The 19,299-nt window shown below is 61.9% G+C and carries 19 protein-coding genes; 11 read left to right on the top strand and 8 right to left on the bottom strand.

Annotated elements, in window-relative coordinates:
• Positions 1–71 precede the first annotated feature (71 nt).
• Both rimK and C8K61_RS11970 read right to left on the bottom strand, forming a co-directional pair.
• The gene (gene rimK, locus C8K61_RS11975; RefSeq protein ID WP_108096487.1) at positions 72–977 is read right to left on the bottom strand and encodes a 30S ribosomal protein S6--L-glutamate ligase; all 906 of its coding nucleotides are present in this window, start codon (positions 975–977) and stop codon (positions 72–74) included.
• On the bottom strand, positions 974–1,456 hold the full coding sequence (locus C8K61_RS11970) for an ATP-dependent zinc protease (RefSeq protein WP_108096560.1): 483 nt from the start codon (positions 1,454–1,456) through the stop codon (positions 974–976). Before C8K61_RS11970 ends, rimK begins: the two co-directional genes overlap by 4 nt.
• A 106-nt stretch (positions 1,457–1,562) precedes the next feature.
• Here C8K61_RS11970 and C8K61_RS11965 point away from each other — a divergent pair, with 106 nt between their 5' ends.
• The 4 genes from C8K61_RS11965 to C8K61_RS11950 all read left to right on the top strand — a co-directional run bounded on the left by C8K61_RS11965 (position 1,563) and on the right by C8K61_RS11950 (position 5,329).
• Entirely contained in the window at positions 1,563–1,964 is a 402-nt protein-coding gene (locus C8K61_RS11965) for an RNA-binding S4 domain-containing protein (RefSeq protein WP_108096486.1), read from the top strand.
• Between the two features lie 93 nt (positions 1,965–2,057).
• On the top strand, positions 2,058–2,945 hold the full coding sequence (gene hslO / locus C8K61_RS11960) for an Hsp33 family molecular chaperone HslO (protein ID WP_108096485.1): 888 nt from the start codon (positions 2,058–2,060) through the stop codon (positions 2,943–2,945).
• A gap of 154 nt (positions 2,946–3,099) precedes the next feature.
• On the top strand, positions 3,100–4,644 hold the full coding sequence (locus C8K61_RS11955; RefSeq protein ID WP_108096484.1) for a phosphoenolpyruvate carboxykinase: 1,545 nt from the start codon (positions 3,100–3,102) through the stop codon (positions 4,642–4,644).
• 262 nt (positions 4,645–4,906) lie between these two features.
• Positions 4,907–5,329 carry an HPF/RaiA family ribosome-associated protein gene (locus C8K61_RS11950; protein WP_108096483.1) on the top strand — a complete coding sequence of 141 codons (423 nt, stop codon included), beginning with the start codon at positions 4,907–4,909 and terminating at the stop codon, positions 5,327–5,329.
• 59 nt (positions 5,330–5,388) lie between these two features.
• Here the strand turns inward: C8K61_RS11950 and C8K61_RS11945 are convergent, their stop codons facing one another.
• The 3 genes from C8K61_RS11945 to C8K61_RS11935 all read right to left on the bottom strand — a co-directional run bounded on the left by C8K61_RS11945 (position 5,389) and on the right by C8K61_RS11935 (position 7,367).
• A complete protein-coding gene (locus C8K61_RS11945) occupies positions 5,389–5,598 on the bottom strand; it encodes a YgdI/YgdR family lipoprotein (RefSeq protein ID WP_108096482.1) in 210 nt (69 codons plus the stop codon).
• 77 nt (positions 5,599–5,675) lie between these two features.
• Complete coding sequence (locus tag C8K61_RS11940; RefSeq protein WP_108096481.1) at positions 5,676–6,173, bottom strand: hypothetical protein; 498 nt, start codon at positions 6,171–6,173, stop codon at positions 5,676–5,678.
• A gap of 282 nt (positions 6,174–6,455) precedes the next feature.
• A complete protein-coding gene (locus tag C8K61_RS11935; RefSeq protein WP_108096480.1) occupies positions 6,456–7,367 on the bottom strand; it encodes a LysR family transcriptional regulator in 912 nt (303 codons plus the stop codon).
• A gap of 114 nt (positions 7,368–7,481) precedes the next feature.
• On the opposite strand from C8K61_RS11935, the gene C8K61_RS11930 reads away from it, so the two are divergent.
• The 5 genes from C8K61_RS11930 to C8K61_RS11910 all read left to right on the top strand — a co-directional run bounded on the left by C8K61_RS11930 (position 7,482) and on the right by C8K61_RS11910 (position 13,234).
• Positions 7,482–8,723 carry a 3-hydroxyacyl-CoA dehydrogenase gene (locus tag C8K61_RS11930; RefSeq protein ID WP_108096479.1) on the top strand — a complete coding sequence of 414 codons (1,242 nt, stop codon included), beginning with the start codon at positions 7,482–7,484 and terminating at the stop codon, positions 8,721–8,723.
• Positions 8,720–10,510 carry an acyl-CoA dehydrogenase C-terminal domain-containing protein gene (locus C8K61_RS11925; RefSeq protein WP_108096478.1) on the top strand — a complete coding sequence of 597 codons (1,791 nt, stop codon included), beginning with the start codon at positions 8,720–8,722 and terminating at the stop codon, positions 10,508–10,510. The genes C8K61_RS11930 and C8K61_RS11925 overlap by 4 nt, the downstream gene beginning before the upstream one ends.
• A 136-nt stretch (positions 10,511–10,646) precedes the next feature.
• A complete protein-coding gene (locus tag C8K61_RS11920; protein WP_108096477.1) occupies positions 10,647–11,615 on the top strand; it encodes a PHB depolymerase family esterase in 969 nt (322 codons plus the stop codon).
• 10 nt (positions 11,616–11,625) lie between these two features.
• Entirely contained in the window at positions 11,626–12,789 is a 1,164-nt protein-coding gene (locus tag C8K61_RS11915; protein WP_108096476.1) for an iron-containing alcohol dehydrogenase, read from the top strand.
• Between the two features lie 10 nt (positions 12,790–12,799).
• On the top strand, positions 12,800–13,234 hold the full coding sequence (locus C8K61_RS11910) for a thioesterase family protein (RefSeq protein ID WP_108096475.1): 435 nt from the start codon (positions 12,800–12,802) through the stop codon (positions 13,232–13,234).
• A gap of 98 nt (positions 13,235–13,332) precedes the next feature.
• Here C8K61_RS11910 and C8K61_RS11905 read toward each other — a convergent pair whose 3' ends face one another.
• Positions 13,333–13,800 carry a hypothetical protein gene (locus C8K61_RS11905; RefSeq protein ID WP_108096474.1) on the bottom strand — a complete coding sequence of 156 codons (468 nt, stop codon included), beginning with the start codon at positions 13,798–13,800 and terminating at the stop codon, positions 13,333–13,335.
• A gap of 306 nt (positions 13,801–14,106) precedes the next feature.
• On the opposite strand from C8K61_RS11905, the gene C8K61_RS11900 reads away from it, so the two are divergent.
• Both C8K61_RS11900 and C8K61_RS11895 read left to right on the top strand, forming a co-directional pair.
• On the top strand, positions 14,107–15,165 hold the full coding sequence (locus tag C8K61_RS11900) for a DUF2157 domain-containing protein (RefSeq protein ID WP_108096473.1): 1,059 nt from the start codon (positions 14,107–14,109) through the stop codon (positions 15,163–15,165).
• A complete protein-coding gene (locus C8K61_RS11895) occupies positions 15,162–15,944 on the top strand; it encodes a DUF4824 family protein (RefSeq protein WP_108096472.1) in 783 nt (260 codons plus the stop codon). Before C8K61_RS11900 ends, C8K61_RS11895 begins: the two co-directional genes overlap by 4 nt.
• A gap of 6 nt (positions 15,945–15,950) precedes the next feature.
• Here C8K61_RS11895 and C8K61_RS11890 read toward each other — a convergent pair whose 3' ends face one another.
• Positions 15,951–18,281: an FdhF/YdeP family oxidoreductase gene (locus C8K61_RS11890; protein WP_108096471.1), complete on the bottom strand. Its 2,331-nt coding sequence runs from the start codon at positions 18,279–18,281 to the stop codon at positions 15,951–15,953.
• Entirely contained in the window at positions 18,278–19,120 is an 843-nt protein-coding gene (fdhD, locus tag C8K61_RS11885) for a formate dehydrogenase accessory sulfurtransferase FdhD (protein WP_108096470.1), read from the bottom strand. Before fdhD ends, C8K61_RS11890 begins: the two co-directional genes overlap by 4 nt.
• Positions 19,121–19,299: the final 179 nt, after the last annotated feature.

Raw genomic sequence — 19,299 nt, 5'->3', positions numbered from 1 at the left:
AACAATGTGGGAGAGGCTTCAGCCTCTCCCACAAAAGCCCTAATGCCACAAAGAGCTCTTCTCCTGCGGCGTTAACCCTTGCCTTTGGTGCGCACCATATTCGGCCCGCCGTTCTTTTCCAGGTGCTGAATAATGATGCTGCCGACATCCTTGCCGGTGGTCACTTCAATACCTTCCAGCCCCGGTGAGGAGTTCACTTCCATCACCAGCGGGCCGTGGTTGGAACGCAGGATATCCACCCCCGCCACCGACAACCCCATGACCTTGGCCGCGCGAATGGCGGTCATGCGTTCTTCCGGGGTGATCTTGATCAGGCTGGCGGTGCCGCCGCGGTGCAGGTTGGAGCGGAATTCGCCGGGCTTGGCCTGACGTTTCATCGAGGCGATTACCTTGTCGCCAACCACGAAACAGCGGATGTCGGCACCGCCGGCTTCCTTGATGTATTCCTGCACCATGATGTTCTGCTTCAGACCCATAAAGGCCTCGATTACCGATTCGGCCGCCTTCTCGGTTTCGCACAGCACCACGCCGATGCCTTGCGTGCCTTCCAGCACCTTGATCACCAACGGCGCGCCGTTGACCATCTGGATCAGGTCGGGAATGTCGTCCGGCGAGTGGGCGAAGCCGGTCACTGGCAGGCCGATGCCACGGCGCGAAAGCAGTTGCAGCGAGCGCAGTTTGTCCCGCGAGCGGGCGATGGCCACCGATTCGTTGAGCGGGAACACGCCCATCATTTCGAACTGGCGCAGCACCGCGCAGCCATAGAAGGTCACCGACGCGCCGATGCGCGGAATCACCGCATCGAAGCCTTCCAGCGGTTTGCCGCGGTAGTGGATCTGCGGCTTGTGGCTGGCGATGTTCATGTAGGCACGCAGGGTATCGATCACCACCATTTCATGGCCACGCGCTTCACCGGCTTCGACCAGGCGGCGGGTGGAATACAGACGCGGGTTACGCGACAGCACAGCGATCTTCATGCAGCACCTGTGGCAGAAGTAGAGGAGGCCGGGAACGCCGGTTTGTCTTGGATATAGCTGAGGCCCGGGTTGACCACCAATTGGCCGTCGACCAGGGCTTTGGAGCCGAGCAACAAGCGATAACGCATGGCCTTGCGGCAGGCGAGGGTGAATTCCACCTGCCACACCCGGTCACCCAGGGCCAGGCTGGTGCGAATCACGTAACGGCTTTGGGTCTGACCGTTGGAACTCTTGATGGTTTTAACCGCCACCAGTGGTGCTTCGCAGTGGCGATGGCGCAGTTGCACCAGGGTGCCGAGGTGGGCAGTGAAGCGCACCCACGGCTGGCCATTGCGCTCGAACGGGACGATGTCGGTGGCGTGCAGGCTAGAGGTGCTGGCGCCGGTGTCGATCTTGGCGCGCAGGCCGGCCACACCGAGGTCGGGGAGGGCGATCCATTCTTTCAGGCCGATTACGGTGAGTTGGTCGAACGTCTTCAAATGCGGCATTCCCCAAAAGGTCAACGGATTCTAGCCGTGCAGTATGACAACCGCATCCGTGGATGAAGCGTTAGAGTTACAGCGTCACGAAACTGAAAGGCCGTTCATGAAAGACAACGAAGACGACAACAAGGTACGCCTGGATAAATGGCTATGGGCGGCGCGCTTCTTCAAGACCCGTGCCCAGGCCAAAGAGGCTATAGAAGGTGGCAAGGTGCATTGCCGCGGCGAGCGCTGCAAGCCGGGCAAAGAGCCTAAGGTGGGCGATGAGCTGCAGATCCGCATCGGCTTCGACGAACGCACGGTGCTGGTGCAGGCGTTGTCGGGTGTGCGCCGTGGTGCACCCGAAGCGCAGCTGCTGTACAGCGAAACGGCCGACAGCATTACCCGCCGCGAGGCCGCCGCCGCTCAGCGCAAGGCCGGCAGCATTGGCGTGGAAACCGATGGTCGGCCAAGCAAGAAGCAGCGCCGTCAGCTATTCCAGTTCCGTGGCGATCGTGGCTTATAGACGAGACCCGTAGTAGCGATAGAGAAGACAACTTGGTCGCCTGCGGGCTTTGCGCATAAAATCGCCGGCCCTGGCAAAGGTTGCGAATCCGCTATGTCTGATTTTTCCCAACGCTTCATGTTCGACGACAGCGATGTGCGCGGCGAGCTGGTGTCCCTCGGTGAGAGCTACGCCCATGTGCTGGCCAAACACCCCTACCCGGAACCGGTCGCGCAATTGCTCGGCGAACTGTTGGCCGCTGCCGCGCTGCTGGTCGGCACCATGAAGTTCGATGGCCTGCTGATTCTGCAGGCGCGCAGCTCCGGCGCCGTGCCGCTGCTGATGGTGGAATGCTCGAGCAACCGCGAAATTCGCGGAATTGCTCGCTACCACGAAGAGCAAGTGACGGCCGATGCCGGCTTGCGTGAGCTGATGCCCGAAGGCGTGCTGACCTTGATCGTCGACCCCACTAAAGGTCAGCGTTATCAAGGGATTGTCGGCCTTGACGGAATCAATCTGTCGGAATGCCTGTCTGACTACTTCGCGACATCCGAGCAATTGCCGACGCGCTTCTGGCTCAACGCCGATGGCCGCCGCGCCCGTGGCTTGCTCTTGCAGCAGCTGCCGGCCGAGCGCATCACCGACAGCGAAGAGCGCGCCGCCAGTTGGCAGCACGTCACCGTGCTGGCCGACACCCTGAGTGCCGAAGAGCAGTTGGGCCTGGACAACCAGACCCTGCTGCACCGCCTCTACCACGAGGAAAACCTGCGCCTGTTCGACCCGCAACCGCTGCAATTCAAATGCAGCTGCTCGCGGGACCGTTCGGCCAACGCGCTGGTCAGCCTGGGTGAGCCGGACGCCGAAGCACTGCTGGTGGAAAGTGGCGGCTCCATCGTCATCGACTGCCAGTTCTGCAACGAGCGTTATGCGTTCGATGCCGCCGATGTCGCGCAATTGTTCGCCGGTGGCGGGGTGAAATCCCCCTCCGATACTCGGCACTGATAATGCAGGGCGTTCAGCGCCCAGTGAAACTGATCAGAGGCTGCACCTGAATTGTGCTTTCTGGCATAATCCGGCCACTTTTTTACATGTAGTAGTTTTTTGATCGTTACTACAAAACGTTTGGAGGCTCGGCTGAGGCCGACGGGGACCCCATATGACGCAAGCCAATAACGCCATTTACACCGACATTAGCGCCGCACAACTGGTCGAAGAGGCCATCCGTCGTGGCGAAGGCGAACTTGCCGCCAACGGCTCGCTGGTTGTCCGCACTGGCCACCGCACCGGCCGCTCGCCAGTCGACCGTTTTATCGTTGACGAGCCAGGCACCTCGGCTGCCATCGCCTGGGGCCCGATCAACCGCAAGTTCCCAGCTGACAAGTTCGACGCCCTGTGGGATCGCGTTGCCGCGTTCGCCGAAGCGTCCGACCGTTTTGTATCTCACGTGCATGTAGGCGCAGACCCTGCCCACTACCTGCCGGTAAAAATGACCACCACCACTGCGTGGCACAACCTGTTCGGTCGCTGCCTGTTCATTGAACCGACCGCCTACAACCCGAGCAGCAAAACCGAGTGGCAAGTGCTCAACGTTCCAGGCTTCGAATGCGTACCTGAGCGTGACGGCACCAACTCCGATGGTTGTGTGATCCTCAACTTCGCCGCCAAGAAAGTGCTGATCGCGGGCATGCGTTACGCCGGCGAAATGAAGAAAGCCATGTTCTCGGTGCAGAACTTCCTGCTGCCGGCCGTCGACGTGCTGCCCATGCACTGCGCAGCCAACATCGGCGAAGAAGGCGACGTGACCCTGTTCTTCGGTCTGTCGGGCACTGGTAAAACCACCCTGTCGGCCGACGAAAGCCGTTACCTGATCGGTGACGACGAGCACGGCTGGGGCGTGGGTAGCGTGTTCAACATCGAAGGCGGCTGCTACGCCAAGTGCATCGACCTGTCGCAGAAGAACGAGCCGGTTATCTGGAAAGCCATTCAGTTCGGCGCCGTACTGGAAAACGTGGTGCTCGACCCGGTTACCCGTCTGCCGAACTACGCCGACGACAGCCTGACCCAGAACAGCCGCGCCGCTTACCCGATCGAACTGGTCGACAAGCGCTCGGAGAAAAACCTCGGTGGCGAGCCGAACGCTGTGATCTTCCTGACCTGCGACCTGACTGGCGTGCTGCCACCGGTTTCGATCCTCAACGAAGAGCAAGCGGCTTACCACTTCCTGTCCGGTTACACCGCGCTGGTCGGTTCCACCGAAATGGGTTCGGGCGGCGGCATCAAGTCGACCTTCTCCACCTGCTTCGGCGCACCGTTCTTCCCGCGTCCGGCTGGCGAATACGCTGAGCTGCTGATCAAGCGCATCCGCGGCTTCGGCTCCAAGGTCTACCTGGTTAACACCGGCTGGACTGGCGGCGGTTACGGCGTCGGCAATCGCTTCAACATCCCCACCACCCGTGGCGTGATTGCAGCGATCCAGAGCGGCGCGTTGATCGGTACCGAAACCGAGCACCTGCCGATCATCAACCTCAGCGTGCCGAAGTCGGTGCCTGGCGTTGACACCAACCTGCTCAACCCACGCAACACCTGGGCTGATGGCAACGCTTACGACGAAGCGGCCAAAGGTCTGGCGCAGCAGTTCGTTGAGAACTTCAAGAAGTTCGACGTCTCTGATGCCATCAAAAACGCCGGTCCTCAGCTGTAAGAGCCCGATGTTTTAAAGAAGCCGCCTTCGGGCGGTTTTTTTATGCACGATCGATCGACTGCGCGTCGGCGTTGCTGCGTTGACATGATTTTTTAAATGCTTATGGGCGTAGGGCGATGCGCGTAGGTTGGGTTGAGCGCAGCGAAGCCCAACGGGAGGCTATCCGTCAGAAACATCCGGGCAGATATAGATCAATGCTTTGCCTGAACCTTGGTGTATACCTGGTCTCCAACACCTACAACCGTCGTAAACGAGGTAGCTCATGCAAGTTCAAGTCAACAGCAACGATATGCAAGGCAGTGCCCGTCTCCAGGAGTGGGTAGGTTCAGCAGTCAGTGATCGTCTGGAGCGGTTCGACGATTTTCTCACCCGGTTGGAAATTCACCTCAGCGATGAAAATGGCTCGAAGGCTGGAGCCGAAGACAAACGTTGCCAGATCGAGGCTCGCCCGAAAGGCCATCAGCCGATTTCCGTGACCCACAAAGCCGAATCCGTGGACCTTGCCGTGGAAGGAGCGGCAGAGAAAATGCGCCACGCGCTGGAGCACCTGATGGGCCGTCTGGATGCGAAAACGCTGTCCACCGGGCATATCCCCAACGAATTGAGTGACGGCACCGGTGAAGACACCGATGCCCTGTTGCAGGAAGACTTCCTCGCCAACCAGGACGCGCTCGGAAAAAGCTGATCTGCGGCCATAAAAAAACCGCCCCATGTGGGCGGTTTTTTTATGGCTGTTGAACGCGCTTAACGCTCGATCAACTGCTTCACCTGGGTTTGCGGAATCTGTTGCGAATTGCCATCGGCATCTTCGTATTCCAGCAGCCCGGTCTCTTCATCTAGCTCCGGTTTGCCTTGGGAATTGATCATCTGGCCATCGGTGGTGTTGATGATGTAATCGCTCGAGCAGCCAGCCAGGGTCAGCAGGCAGCAGGCGGCAAATATCCACTTTTTCATAGTCTTACTCCTGTTTGCGGTATCTACAGAAGTTGACCGGGTGGCCCGCTAAAGGGTCCATGTTTTTTCTCGCAGCGTTAAGCCACCAGGCCCCGATTAAGCAGATCCGGACCGCTCTGGGTTTCCTGATACACCGCAATCGCCTGGGTAGCCACTCGCGTGGTTACCTGGTTGGGATCGAGGCCGAAGCTCTGGGGGTTGTTATCCACTTCGAGCTGCTGACGCGCCAGGTTTTCCGGCGAGAAGGGGTTATTGATGTCGTCCTGCTGCTGGTTGAAGGCGTCCAGTCGGGCCTGGGCCAACTGGTCCTGCAGGTCCTGAATCCGCTGCTGGGCGTCTTCACGCAGTTCAGCCTGACGCTGCTGCTGGGCTTCACGTTGCTCCTGCAAACGCAGGTCACGTTCTTCCTGCAGGGTTTGCTGACGGGCTAGCGCGGCCTCGTTGTTGGCGGCCAGCCGCTCCGCCAGGGAGGTGCTGGTGGTGGCCTGAGTCCCATTGGTTTGCAGGTCGTTGTTTCGCACTAATGGGGTGCTGGTATAAAACGCGTTGTTGACGCTGTCGATGGCTAAGGGCATGACGTTCTCCCTGGTTTCATGGCCTGGGAATGTCAGTGTAAGTGCGCTGGCCGGCTGTTCTTAGGCGGATGTGGCATAGCCACCGGAAGCAGATGGTCTAGAACTTTTTCGCCCTCCTGTTGACCCGCCAAGCTGAACAGCGCCGGCCGTTACGCTTGATCGCCCATGCTCAATGGGCTGTGGAGAAATCAGGCAAATCCCCGATTTTTCCCGGCTGCGAGACGCCGCGGCCGCTTGTAGGCGGGGCTGGGTGCGAGAAAACCGACGAACGTACCTGCCGACCTAGGCCATGGGCTGGCCGATTTCCATGATCTGCTCCACCAACCATTGCAGCGCCGGGTCGCGCAGGCGCTGGCCCAGGTGCACCACTTCCAGATGAAACGGCCCCAACGGCATCGGCAATTCCCAGAGTTGCAGCGGCAACAGCGCAGCAAAAAGTTGGGCCAGTTGGCTGGGCAACACCGCCGCCAGTTCGCTGCTGGCGACGATATGGGCGGCCTGCAGGTAGTTCGGCGTGGTGTAGGTGATGGTTCGGCCCAGGCCCTGTTCGCCCAGCCATTGGTCGACCATGCCGCGCGTCTGCCCGCCGTGCACCCACAAGTGACGCAGGGCCAGAAAGCGTTCCAGGTCCAACGGCTGCTCGCCTCTCAACAAGGGGTGATTTTCACGCACGGCCAGTTGCAAGGTTTCGCTCATCCAGTGGCGGCGAGCGAAGCGCGGCGGGATGTCTTCAAAGCGGCCGAGCACCAGGTCGAGTTCGCCTTTATCCAGTGCATCACTGGGCAGGGTGGGGCTCAGGTGGTGGATCTCGATACGAATGCCCGGCGCCAGCCGACTAAGCTGCTCGATCAGGCGCGGCATGCAGATCAGCTCGACGTAGTCGGTCACGGCAATGTTGAAGCGCTGCTTGCTGTGGGCCGGGTCGAAGATTTCGCCAGCGCTCAAACTCTGCTCGATCTGTTGCAGTGCCGCATGAATCGGCCCGGCCAGGGCCTGGGCGCGGGGTGTCGGCTGCATGGCGCGACCGACCCGCACCAGCAGCGGGTCGTCGAGCAACACGCGCAGGCGATTGAGCGCGTTACTCACCGCCGGCTGGCTCAAGGACAAGCGTTCCGCCGCCCGCGATACGTTGCATTCGCGCAGCAAGGCGTCGAGTACCCGCAGCAGATTGAGATCGAACGTGGATATATTCATTGGGTGAATGCCAAATATCACAAGACTAAATTTCAAAAATAGTAGCGCTTTACTTATGGTGTTGGGCGTTTTTGCGTTTGCTGCGCCAGCCATTTAATAAAAAAGGAGTCCCCGATGACCCAGAGCACCTTCGATATTCAGCGCGCCGCCGTAATCGGCGCAGGCACCATGGGCCGTGGCATTGTCATGAGCCTGGCCAATGCCGGCATTCAGGTGTTGTGGCTGGACAACAATGCGCAGATGCTCGAGCAGGCCATGGGTGTGGTCGCCGACACCAACGCGCACAACGTCAAACTCGGCCGTATCAGCGCCGAAGAATCTGCCGCTCGTCTGGCCTGCGTCACCCCAGTGGCCGACTATGCCGCTCTGGCGGATGCTGATCTGGTAATCGAGGCGGTGTACGAAAACCTCGAACTCAAGCAACAGATCTTCCGCACCCTGGACGACACCGTGAAGCCGGGCGCGATTCTCGCCAGCAACACCTCGGCCCTGGATATCGATGCCATCGCCAAGGTTACCAAGCGCCCTGAGGTGGTCCTCGGCCTGCACTTCTTCAGCCCTGCGCACATCATGAAATTGCTCGAAATCGTGCGTGGCGAAAAAACCAGCAAGGCCGTGCTGGATGCCGCCGTAACGCTGGGTCAGCGCATTGGCAAAGTCAGCGTAGTGGCCGGCAACTGCGACGGTTTTATCGGCAACCGCATGCTCGCCACCTACGTGCGGGAAGCACGCATGCTGCTGCTCGAAGGCGCGTACCCGCACCAGGTGGACGCCGCGCTGCAAGGCTTCGGTTTTGCCATGGGCCCGTTCCGCATGTACGACGTGGTTGGCATTGATCTGGAATGGCGCGCCCGTGAGCTCGCCGGCAAGGGCCAGGACGATCCGGCCGTGCAAGTCGATACCCGCCTGTGCGAGCTCGGCCGTTTCGGCCAGAAGTCGCGCATGGGCTACTACCGCTACGCCGAAGGCAGCCGCCAGGCCGAGCACGACCCGGAAGTGGACGCGCTGGTGCTGCAAGTCTCCGAGCAACTGGGCTTCAAGCGCCGTTCGATTGGCCAGGAAGAAATCCTTGAGCGCTGCCTGCTGGCACTGGTCAACGAAGGCGCAAAAATTCTCGAAGAGAACATTGCCGCCAACAGCCATGACGTCGACCTGGTTTACCTCAACGGCTACGGCTTCCCGAAGGACAAAGAAGGTCCGATGAGCTGGGCCGACAGCCAGGGCGTGGACGACATTCTCGCTCGCCTGCAAACCCTGCAAAGCCACTTCGGCAACCACTGGCAGCCGGCCAAACTGATCGAGCAACTGGCCACCAGCGGCAAACGCTTTTCCGACGTTAAAGAGGGTTCGTTATGAGCTATCAAGCCCCGCTGCGCGATATGCGCTTTGTGCTGCACGAAATGTTCGACGTCGGCGCCCACTGCGAGCTGCTCGACAACGGCCTGGACCGCGAACTGGTGGACGGCGTGCTGGAAGAAGCCGCGCGTTACACCGGTGAAGTGGTGGCGCCACTCAACCGCAGCAGCGACGAAGAGGGCGTGTCCCTGATCGATGGCAAGGTGACTACGCCCACCGGTTTTCGCGATGCCTACCAGCAGTACGTAGACAACGGCTGGGCCAGCATGACCGGCCCGACCCAGTACGGCGGCCAGGGCTTCCCGCAGATGGTTGCTGCCAGCTTCCACGAAATGCTGATGGCCGCGAGCCTGTCGTTCCGCGTGTATTCCGGTCTGACCGAAGGCGCCGTGCTGGCGCTGTACAAACACGGCAGCGAGGAGCTGAAAAGTGCCTACCTGGGCAAGATGGTCAGCGGCTCCTGGACCGGCACCATGTGCCTCACCGAACCGCAGGCCGGCACTGACCTGGCCCTGCTGCGCAGCAAGGCCGAGCCGCAAGCCGATGGCAGCTACGCGGTCACCGGCAGCAAGATTTTCATCAGCGGTGGCGAGCAGGACATGTCCGAGAACATCGTCCACCTGGTGCTCGCTCGCCTGCCTGATGCGCCGGCCGGGGTGAAAGGCATCAGCCTGTTTCTGGTGCCGAAATACATCGCCAAATCCAACGGTGCGCCGGGTGAGAAAAACACCCTGAGCTGCGGCGCCATCGAACACAAAATGGGCATCAAGGGTGCCGCCACCTGTGTGATGAACTTCGACGGCGCCAAGGGTTGGCTGATCGGTTCGGCCAACCAGGGCCTGGCGTGCATGTTCACCATGATGAACGACGCGCGTTTCCAGGTTGGTCTGCAAGGCCTGGGCATTGCCGAACGCTCCTACCAGGGCGCGCTGAGTTATGCCCGCGAGCGTCTGCAATCGCGTGCCTTGACCGGTCCGGCCGCCCCCGAGAAAGCCGCCGACCCGATCATCGTTCACCCCGACGTGCGCCGCATGCTGCTGACCCAGAAAACCCTGGTGGAAGGCAGCCGCATGCTGTCGGCCTACACCGCGCGCCAACTCGATCTTGAGCACGGTCACCCGGACCCGGCGATGCGCAAAGTGGCGAGCAAGCGCGTGGCGCTGCTGATCCCGATCGTCAAATCGTTCTTCACCGACATGGGCCAGGAAGTGGCCAGCCTTGGCGTGCAGATTTATGGCGGCCACGGTTATATCCGCGAGTGGGGCATGGAGCAGTTGATGCGCGACAGCCGCATCACCCAGATCTACGAAGGCACCAACGGCATCCAGGCGCTGGACTTTATCCGGCGCAAGCTGCTGGGCGACGGTGGGGCTGAGCTTAATGCGCTGCAGGACGAATTCGCGGCGCTGTGCGATGGGCAAAGCGGCCGTAGCGAACTGGCTGATTTGGTGCAACCGCTGCAAGCCCGCTTGCAGGAGTGGCGCGAGCTGACCGCCGATGTACTGGCCGCCAGCAACCGCGACCCACAAGAGATCGGCGCCTGCTCGGTGGACTTCCTGCAATACAGCTCGTATCTGTTGCTGGCCGGCCTGTGGCTGCAAGCGGCGGCGCGGGCGCAGGATGCATTGGATGCGGGTACCGGCGAGGTGGACTTCTACACCGCCAAACTCCACAGCGCGCGGTTCTATATGCGCCGTGTGTTGCCGCGGGTTAGCAGCCATCGTGAGATGTTGCTCGGTGGCGCAGATTGCCTGATGGCGTTGCCGGAAGCGCATTTCGCGTTTTAAGTGTACGGCTCGGGATTCTGGGTCCCAGCCTGCGCTGGGACGACGGTGAAATAACCAACACCACCGTCATTCCCGCGCAGGCGGGAATCCAGAATCTTCAGTCGATCATCCATAACAATAAAAAAGAGGGTGCCGATTGAAAAAGCTCGTTCGTGTATCTGTGGTCGTGCTGGGCCTTTTCGCCTGCCTGTACGCCTACTTCGCCTACGCCCCGCGGCCCAACCCGCCGACCCTGAGCGCCACCCTGCAACACGACCATATCCAGGTCGGTGCGCTGGACCGCCAGTACAGCTACTACGTGCCCAAACAACGGCCGGCCAACCCGCCGCTGTTGTTCGTGTTGCACGGCTCGCTGCAAACCACGGATGACATTCGCGCCTACACCGGCTACGAGTTCGAGCGCCTGGCCGACGCCCAGGGTTTTGTCGTGGTGTACCCACAAGGTTTCGAGAACAACTGGAACGACTGCCGCAAGGCCGCCGACTACCCGGCGCGCACGCAGAACATCGATGACAAAGGTTTTATCGCCGCGCTGATTCAGCGCTTCGCCGCGCAGCAACACACCGACAGTTCGCGGGCGTTTCTGACCGGCTATTCCAGCGGCGGCCACCTGGGCTTCCGCTTGGCCCTGGAGCAGCCTGACCTGCTCGCCGGTGTGGCGGCGGTGTCGGCCAGCCTGCCAACTGGCGATAACCTCGCCTGCCAGAGCAGCGGGCAACCGGTGTCGGTGCTGGTGGTGAATGGCACCGATGACCCGATCAACCCGTTCAACGGTGGCCAGGTCACCCTGTTCGGCCTGGGCAATCGTGGCACCGTGCGGTCTTCGGCCGACACCGTGGCCTATTTCGCCGGCTTGAGCGGTTACCCCGCACAGGCGACTGCGCAGCAGGAACCGAGTGCCAACGTGCGCTTCCAACAATGGCAGGCAGCGGGTAAACATGAGGTGGCGCTGTACGCCCTGGCCGGCGGCGGCCACCTGGTGCCGCAGCCGATTTACCGCGCCCCGCGTTTGCTGGGCCATAACACCGAGGGCTTCAATGCACCCGAAGCCATCTGGGCCTTTTTCGCCCGTCAGCCTCGCGCTGGTACACCGCCTTCACCCTGAGGAGAACGCCATGCATCCGTTCAGCTTTGCCACCACCGCGCAGATCATCTGCGAATCCGGCTCGGCCCGCCGCCTGGCCGCCCTGTGCCGCGAGCGCGGGGCCGACTCGGTGCTGATCGTCACCGACCCGGGCATTACCAAATTCGGCCTGCTCAATGACGTGCTGCCCGGTTTCGCCGACGAAGGCCTGAGCGTGGCAGTGTTCGATCAGGTGGTCGCCGACCCACCCGAGGCCGTCGTCCTGCAGGCGGTAACTCAGGCTCGCGAACTGCGCGCGCAGCTGATCATCGGTTTTGGCGGCGGCAGTTCGATGGACGTCGCCAAGCTGGTGGCCTTCCTCGCCCACCCGCGTTGCAATCAAGAACTGAAAGACATCTATGGCGTCGGCAATGCCCGTGGTCAGCGTCTGCCGCTGATCCAGGTGCCGACCACCGCCGGCACCGGCTCGGAAGTCACTCAGATCGCCATCATCACCACCGGTGAAACCACCAAGATGGGCGTGGTTTCGCCGCTGCTGCTACCCGACCTGGCGCTGTTGGATGCCGACCTTACCCTCGGCCTGCCGCCAGCGGTGACCGCCGCCACCGGCATAGACGCCATGGTGCACGCCATCGAGTCGTACACCAGCGCGCTGAAGAAAAACCCGCTGTCTGACCTGCTTGCCCGCGAAGCCCTGCGCCTGCTCGCCGCCAACCTGCACGAAGCGGTGCACAACGGCCAGAACCGCAGTGCGCGTCAGGCCATGTTGCTCGGCGCGTTGCTTGCCGGTCAGGCCTTCGCCAACGCGCCGGTAGCGGCGGTGCACGCCCTGGCGTATCCGCTGGGCGGCCACTTTCACATTCCCCATGGCTTGAGCAACGCGCTGGTGCTGCCCCATGTGCTGCGCTTCAATGCGCCGTCGGCCAGCGCCCTGTACGCCGAGCTGGCGCCGCTGCTGTTGGGCGACAAGCTCAAGGCCGGTGATGCGCAGAGCCTGACCGAACAATTTATTGCCGAGCTGTCGGCGCTCAATGAGCGCCATGGTTTGCCTAGCCGGCTGCGTGATGCCGGTGTGCCGGAAGCGATGCTCGCGCAACTGGCCAGCGACGCCATGCTGCAACAACGCCTGCTGGTGAATAACCCGCGCGCCGTGACCGAGGCCGATGCCTTGGCGATCTATCAAGCCGCTTACTAGTGAGAATGCAATGACCGACCGCCAACACCTGCGCAGCGACTACGCCAACTTTCAGCCGATCACCACGCGCTGGCACGACAACGACGTCTACGGCCATGTGAACAACGTGACCTACTACAGCTTCTTCGACAGCGCGGTTAACACCTACCTGATCGAAGTCGGTGGCCTGGATATCCACAGCGGTCCGGTGGTGGGGTTTGTGGTCAGCTCGTCTTGCGACTACTTCGCCTCCATCGCCTTTCCCGACCGTATTGAGATCGGCCTGCGTGTCGGCAAACTGGGCAACAGCTCGGTGCAGTACGAGCTGGCCGTGTTCAAAGCGGGCGAGGACGAGGCCTGCGCGGCGGGGCGGTTTGTGCACGTGTTCGTCGACCGCGAAAGCAACCGGCCGGTGAGCATTCCGGATGGCCTGCGCCAGGCGCTGAGCGATTTGCTGGTGGGCTGAACACCGTCCTGTAGGAGCGGCGTCAGCCGCGAGTGGCCCTCACCGCAAACGACGATTTTCCGCCATAAAAAAACCGCCCAACAGGGCGGTTTTTTTGTTTAGTCGTGACGACGATGTTTGTGTTTTTTGTGGCCGTAGTGATGGCCATTGTCGTGACGGTAATTGCGCTTGCCGCCATGGCTTTCGCGCTCGTCATCGGCACGGCTGGCGCCGCCGTAATTGTTGCCCAGTGCGCCGCCTGCAGCGCCGCCCAGGCCGGCACCGATCATGCCGCCGGTGCTGCCGCCCATTTTGTTGCCGATCACGTTGCCGCCTGCCGCACCGATGCCGCCGCCAATCGCCGCCTCGGTCTTGTTGCCTTTGCGCGCACCCACGGCGCCACCGGCTGCGCCGCCGACCCCGGCGCCAATCGCGGCACCTGTGGAGCCGCCCATCTGTTCGCCCACCACCGAGCCCAACACACCGCCCAATGCGCCGCCGATACCGGCTTCGGTATTACCTTCGGCGGCGAACGCCTGGCTGCCAAGCAGGCCCAGGGACAAGAGGAACATGCGCGAGTACTTCATGCAGGATCGAACCTATGTAGGAAAAGACGCGCCGATCCTGTATCCGCTTCGGTACACAAACAAGCACCAATCGACAGTCGGTACGGGTTTGTTCACGTTTGGTAAATATATGTTTTAACTCGGAAACTTTTCCTTTTTTGGCTGTGTCTGAGGCTTCTTGCTGAGAACGTATTTCCTGTAGGAGCGGCTTCAGCCGCGATGCTTTTAAAGATCAAAAGCATCGCGGCTAAAGCCGCTCCTACGCGGTGTTCGGTTCTGCGCCTTTCTGCCAAACTCGCCTGCACCATTTCCCGCCAAGGAGCAGGCATGAACGCCGAACAGGCACAGCAACGGCTCGGTCAGATCGAGGCGTTTCGCCAGGAACTCAAACAGCTGCAAGCCGATAACGTGCTCACCCTCGAGCCCGCGCAGCGTCAGCAGGTCGACGAACATCACCGCCACCTGCTACAGCACTTTTCCGCCACCCTGGATATCGACGCCAACGAGCGCTCCCGTCAGCTCTCGCTGGGCATGCGCGCGGCCTCGCTGTTCGGCGCGTTGGCGCTGGCCGCCAGCCTGTTTTTTCTGTTCCACCAGTTCTGGGGCTTTTTCAGTGAAGTGCAGCAGATGGCGATTCTGCTCGGCACTACGCTGGGCACTTTCGGCCTGACCATCTGGCTGCACGGCAAAGACCGCAGCGGTTACTACACCAAGCTGGCGGCGCTGCTGGCGTTTGTGGCTTTTGTGCTGAACTTGTCGCTGGCTGGGCAGATTTTCAATATCACGCCTTCGGACAAAGCCCTGATTCCCTGGGCCATGCTCGCCTTTCTGTTGGCTTACCAATGCAACCTGCGCCTGCTGCTGGCGGCGGGGCTGATGTGCGTAGGCGGCTATATCGCCGCGCGGGTTGGGGCGTTTGGGGGCGGTTATTGGTTGTCGGTGGGCGACCGGCCGGAAAACTTCTTCCCCTCGGCGCTCGTGCTGTTTTGCCTGCCGTTGGTGATCAGCCATGAGCGCTTCCCGGGCTTCGCCGCGCTGTACCGGGTGTTTGCGTTGTTGTTTGTTTTTCTGCCGGTGCTCGTACTGTCGTTCTGGGGCGAAAGCAGTTACCTGGCGCTCGAGGCCTCGGCTGTCGAGTCGTTGTACCAGTACCTGGGTTTTGTATTGGCCGGGCTTGGCATCTGGCTGGGCATTCGCCGCGGCTGGCGTGAGGTGAGCACCACCTGCATGGTCTTCGGCGTGCTGTTTCTCTACACCAAGCTGTTCGACTGGTGGTGGGAAAGCCTGCCCAAATACCTGTTCTTCCTTGCGCTGGGGGCCATTGCCGTGTTGCTGCTGGTGCTGATGCAACGGTTGCGCCGCTACTCGGCAGGAGGTGCCGCATGAGCCCGCTTAAACGCACGTTCTGGCTCGGCGCCGGGCTGATTGTGGTGAGCAACGTGTTGGCCCTCGGCGGGGTGTTTTACAACCGCAGTGGCGAACCCGACAGCGTGCTGCGGCTGAGCGAGCGGGAGTTGTCGATGGTCTACAACCCGCTGCGGGATGACAGCGATCTGGCGGGGCAGGTGCTGGAACTGGAAGTCCGCGTGGCCAAGGGCTGGGTGACGCCGGACAAGCTGACGGCCCTGGGTTTCGACATGGGCGAGAACGGCACGGTCGAGCGCCGAGACCGCATCGAGCGCGATGGTTTCGTGGTGTTGGAACTGAACGGTGCGGGCTATCAGGCCGCGCTGGCCGCCGTCGAATTGGAGTTGAAGCAGGAGCAAGACACGGCGTCGTCAGAGGCGGAGCAAACGCAAGCACAGCCGCCGAGCGCTGAATATGAGCTGGAACGGCTGCGCGACGTGGATACCCGGCTGTACGTCGTGGACGCCGACCTTGATGCCGCGCGCTTGCGCGAGCGGTACCCGGACCGCAGCCGCTACAGCGTGGTGCGTGCCAGCTTGCGCATGGGCTGGGAATGGGAACGGCGCGTTCCGAGGGATCTGGGGTATTTGCTGTATGTCGACCTCGCCGACCTCAGCGTGCCGGGGCAATGGCGGCCGGTGTTCAGCCGTTGGCACCCGTACGACCGCTCGGCCGAAGAGCGCAACAAGGTCAGCGTTGAGCTGGCGTTCGGCAAGCGGTTTGAACCGTGGATCACCGCCGCAGAGACGGTCGAATAACGGCGATCAAATAATCCGCCCGTTATCGCGCGCCGGCTCGAAGCGGATGGCGACGAATTTCGAGGTGGGCGTGTAGCTGCCATCGCCCACGCTTTCGAGCGGCACCAGCGGGTTGGTTTCCGGGTAGTACGCCGCCGCTTGCCCGGCCGGAATATCGTAGGCCAGCAAGGTAAAACCGCTGATCCGCCGCTCGCGGCCATCGCCCCATAACGACAGCACATCAACCTTCTGCCCGGGTTTGTAGCCGAGGCGGATGATGTCGGCTTCGTTGGCGAACACCACATCACGCTGGCCTTTCACCCCGCGGTAGCGGTCGTCGAGGCCGTAGATGGTGGTGTTGTACTGGTCGTGGGAGCGCATGGTTTGCAGGATCAGGTCCGGCACTTCACCACGGGCACGAATGCCTTCGTGGATCAGGTCGGCAGGCAGCACATTGGCCTTGAAGTTGGCCAGGCCCGAGGCCGTGTTCCAGCGCCGTTGCCCGGCCGCGTTACCCAGATAAAAACCACCCGGGTCGCGGGCGCGCTGGTTGAAGCCCTGGAAGCCCGGCACCACGTCGGCGATCAGCTCGCGAATGCGGTCGTAGTCTTCGATCAGCCAGTTCCAGTTCACCGGTTTGTTGCCCAGGGTGGCGGCGGCGATGCCGGCGACGATGGCCGGTTCCGAGCGCATCAGTTTGCTCAGCGGCTGCAGCTGGCCGTTGGAGGCGTGCACCATGCTGAACGAGTCTTCCACGGTCACCGCCTGCGGGCCCTGGGTCTGCAGGTCGATATCGGTGCGGCCCAGGCACGGCAGAATCAGCGCCTGCTTGCCGAGGGTCAGGTGGCTGCGGTTGAGCTTGGTGCTGATCTGCACGGTGAGGTCGCAGTTCTGCAGGGCCTGGTGCGCGCGCGGGGTGTCCGGGGTGGCTTGGGCGAAGTTGCCGCCCAGGCCGATGAACACCTTGGCGTGGCCATCGAGCATGGCGTGGATGGCTTCCACGGTGTTATGGCCGAATTCACGCGGCACTTTGAAGTCGAAACGGCGCTCCAGGGCATCGAGGAAAAATGCCGGTGGGCGGTCGTTGATGCCCATGGTGCGGTCGCCTTGCACGTTGCTGTGGCCACGCACTGGGCAGAGGCCGGCGCCGGGCTTGCCGATGTTGCCGCGCAGCAGCATCAGGTTGGCGATTTCCTGGATGGTCGGTACCGAGTGGCGGTGCTGGGTCACGCCCATGGCCCAGCACATGATCACCCGCTCGGCGTTGCGGTAGATGTGCGCCATCTGCTCGATCTCGGCCTTGCTCAGGCCGGACTGCTCGATGATGTGTTCCCACGTCGTGGCGTCTACCACCTCCAGGTACGCGTCGACCTGGGTGGTGTGCTGGGCAATGAACGCTTGGTCGAAGACGTCGGACTGGCCCTTGGCCAGGGCTTCGCGGTGCCACTTGAGGAGGAACTTGGCCATCCCGCGCAGTGCCGCCATGTCGCCACCCAGCGCTGGGCGGAAGAACGTGGTGCTGGTCGGGCGGTCGCCGTTGCTGAGCATCTCGATCGGGTGCTGAGGGTTCTGGAAGCGTTCCAGGCCGCGCTCCTTCAATGGGTTCAGACACACCACCTGGGCGCCACGTTTTACCGCTTCGCGCAGCGGTTCGAGCATGCGTGGGTGGTTGGTGCCGGGGTTCTGGCCGATGACAAAAATCGCCTCGGCGTGTTCGAAGTCATCGAAGGTGACCGTGCCTTTGCCCACCCCGACGCTTTGCCCCAAGGCCACACCGCTGGCCTCGTGGCACATGTTCGAGCAGTCGGGAAAGTTGTTGGTGCCGAAGGCGCGCACGAACAGTTGATAGAGAAACGCCGCTTCGTTGCTGGCCCGGCCGGAGGTGTAGAACTCGGCCTGGTTGGGGCTGGCGAGGGCGTTAAGGTGCTGGGCGATGAGCTCGAAGGCAGCATCCCAACTGATGGGTTTGTAGTGGTCGCTGGCCGGGTCGTAGACCATCGGCTGGGTCAGGCGCCCCTGGTACTCCAGCCAGTAATCGCTTTGCTCGCGCAGGGTGCTGACGCTGTGCTTGGCGAAGAACGCTGCGTCTACCCGGCGTTTGGTAGCTTCCCAGTTGACCGCCTTGGCGCCGTTCTCGCAGAACTTGACCATGCCGGTTTCCGCCGACTCACCCCAGGCGCAGCCCGGGCAATCGAAGCCGCCGTGTTGGTTGGTTTTCAGCAGGGTGCGGATGTTCTTCAGGGCGTTGTCGCTCTCCAGCCAGAAGTGCGCCACGCTTTTCAGCGCGCCCCAGCCGCCCGCCGCGCCCTTGTAAGGCTTGTAGCGTTGGGTGGGGTGAGTGTCGACCTGATGCGTCATTGCGGGAACTCCGGGCTATACACCCGCGGCGCATTTTTATGCGGCAGGTGGATCAGATTGAGGTTGTGGTTGCGCGCCCATTGCACGGCCAGGCCGGTGGGTGCTGACAGGCTGACCAGGGTGGTGATGCCGGCGCGCAGCGCTTTCTGGATCAACTCCAGGCTGCAGCGGCTGGTGACCAGGGCCAGGCCGCCGGTGGTGGAGATGCTTTGTCGGGTGAGGGCGCCGATCAGCTTGTCGAGGGCGTTGTGCCGGCCGATGTCTTCACGGCCCAGTAGCAACTCGCCCTGCTGGTTCATAAACAGCGCGGCATGCACGGCGCCGCAGTGTTGGCCGAGCGGCTGAAAGTCATTGATGCGTTGGCGCAGGCCGGCCAGCCAGGCGGCGGGCGGCAGGGGCACCTGGGTTAGCGCAGTGAGTTGCGGCAGCGCCTGCTCGACGGCTTCCACACCACACAGACCGCAGCCGCTGGTACCGGTCATTTGCCGACGTTGCTGCTTGAGGTTCCAGAAGGCGCGGCTGCTGATCTGCACTTCAGCCTGGCGGGCCGAGCCGGTACCGCTGAGCTTGAGGTCATAAATCTCGTCGATGGACTCGACGATGCCGCTGCCCAGGCTGAAACCGACGACGAAATCTTCCAGGTCATTGGGCGAAACCAGCATCACCGCCTGGCTGATGCCATTAAAGGCAATGGCCAGCGCCACTTCTTCGGCCAGCTCGGCAGGCGCAGCGGTACTGTGCTCCAGCTCACAAAAGCTGTAGCTGTGGCTGGCTTCGCTAAGGGGGGAGTCAGGCACGCGGGCGGAGACCGCCGCGAGGGGTTGGCGCTTGGCGTTCATTGTCGTCACCGAGTTGCACGAGGTTCGGTTGATCGTTATTTGAACAGACTAGGCCGGTTGAAGGAGGACGTCTAATTGCTAGTGCTGATGTGGTGATAGATAGCGTCGATGATGAGGCTTGAAGTCTGCGAGATCTTGTAGGAGCGGCTTTAGCCGCGATGCTCTTGAGATCACAAGCA

Source organism: Pseudomonas sp. GV071 (genome assembly GCF_003050835.1).
GTDB lineage: Bacteria > Pseudomonadota > Gammaproteobacteria > Pseudomonadales > Pseudomonadaceae > Aquipseudomonas.
Note: the sequence above shows the minus strand (reverse complement) of the source record. Positions and strands in the feature narration are given on the sequence as shown.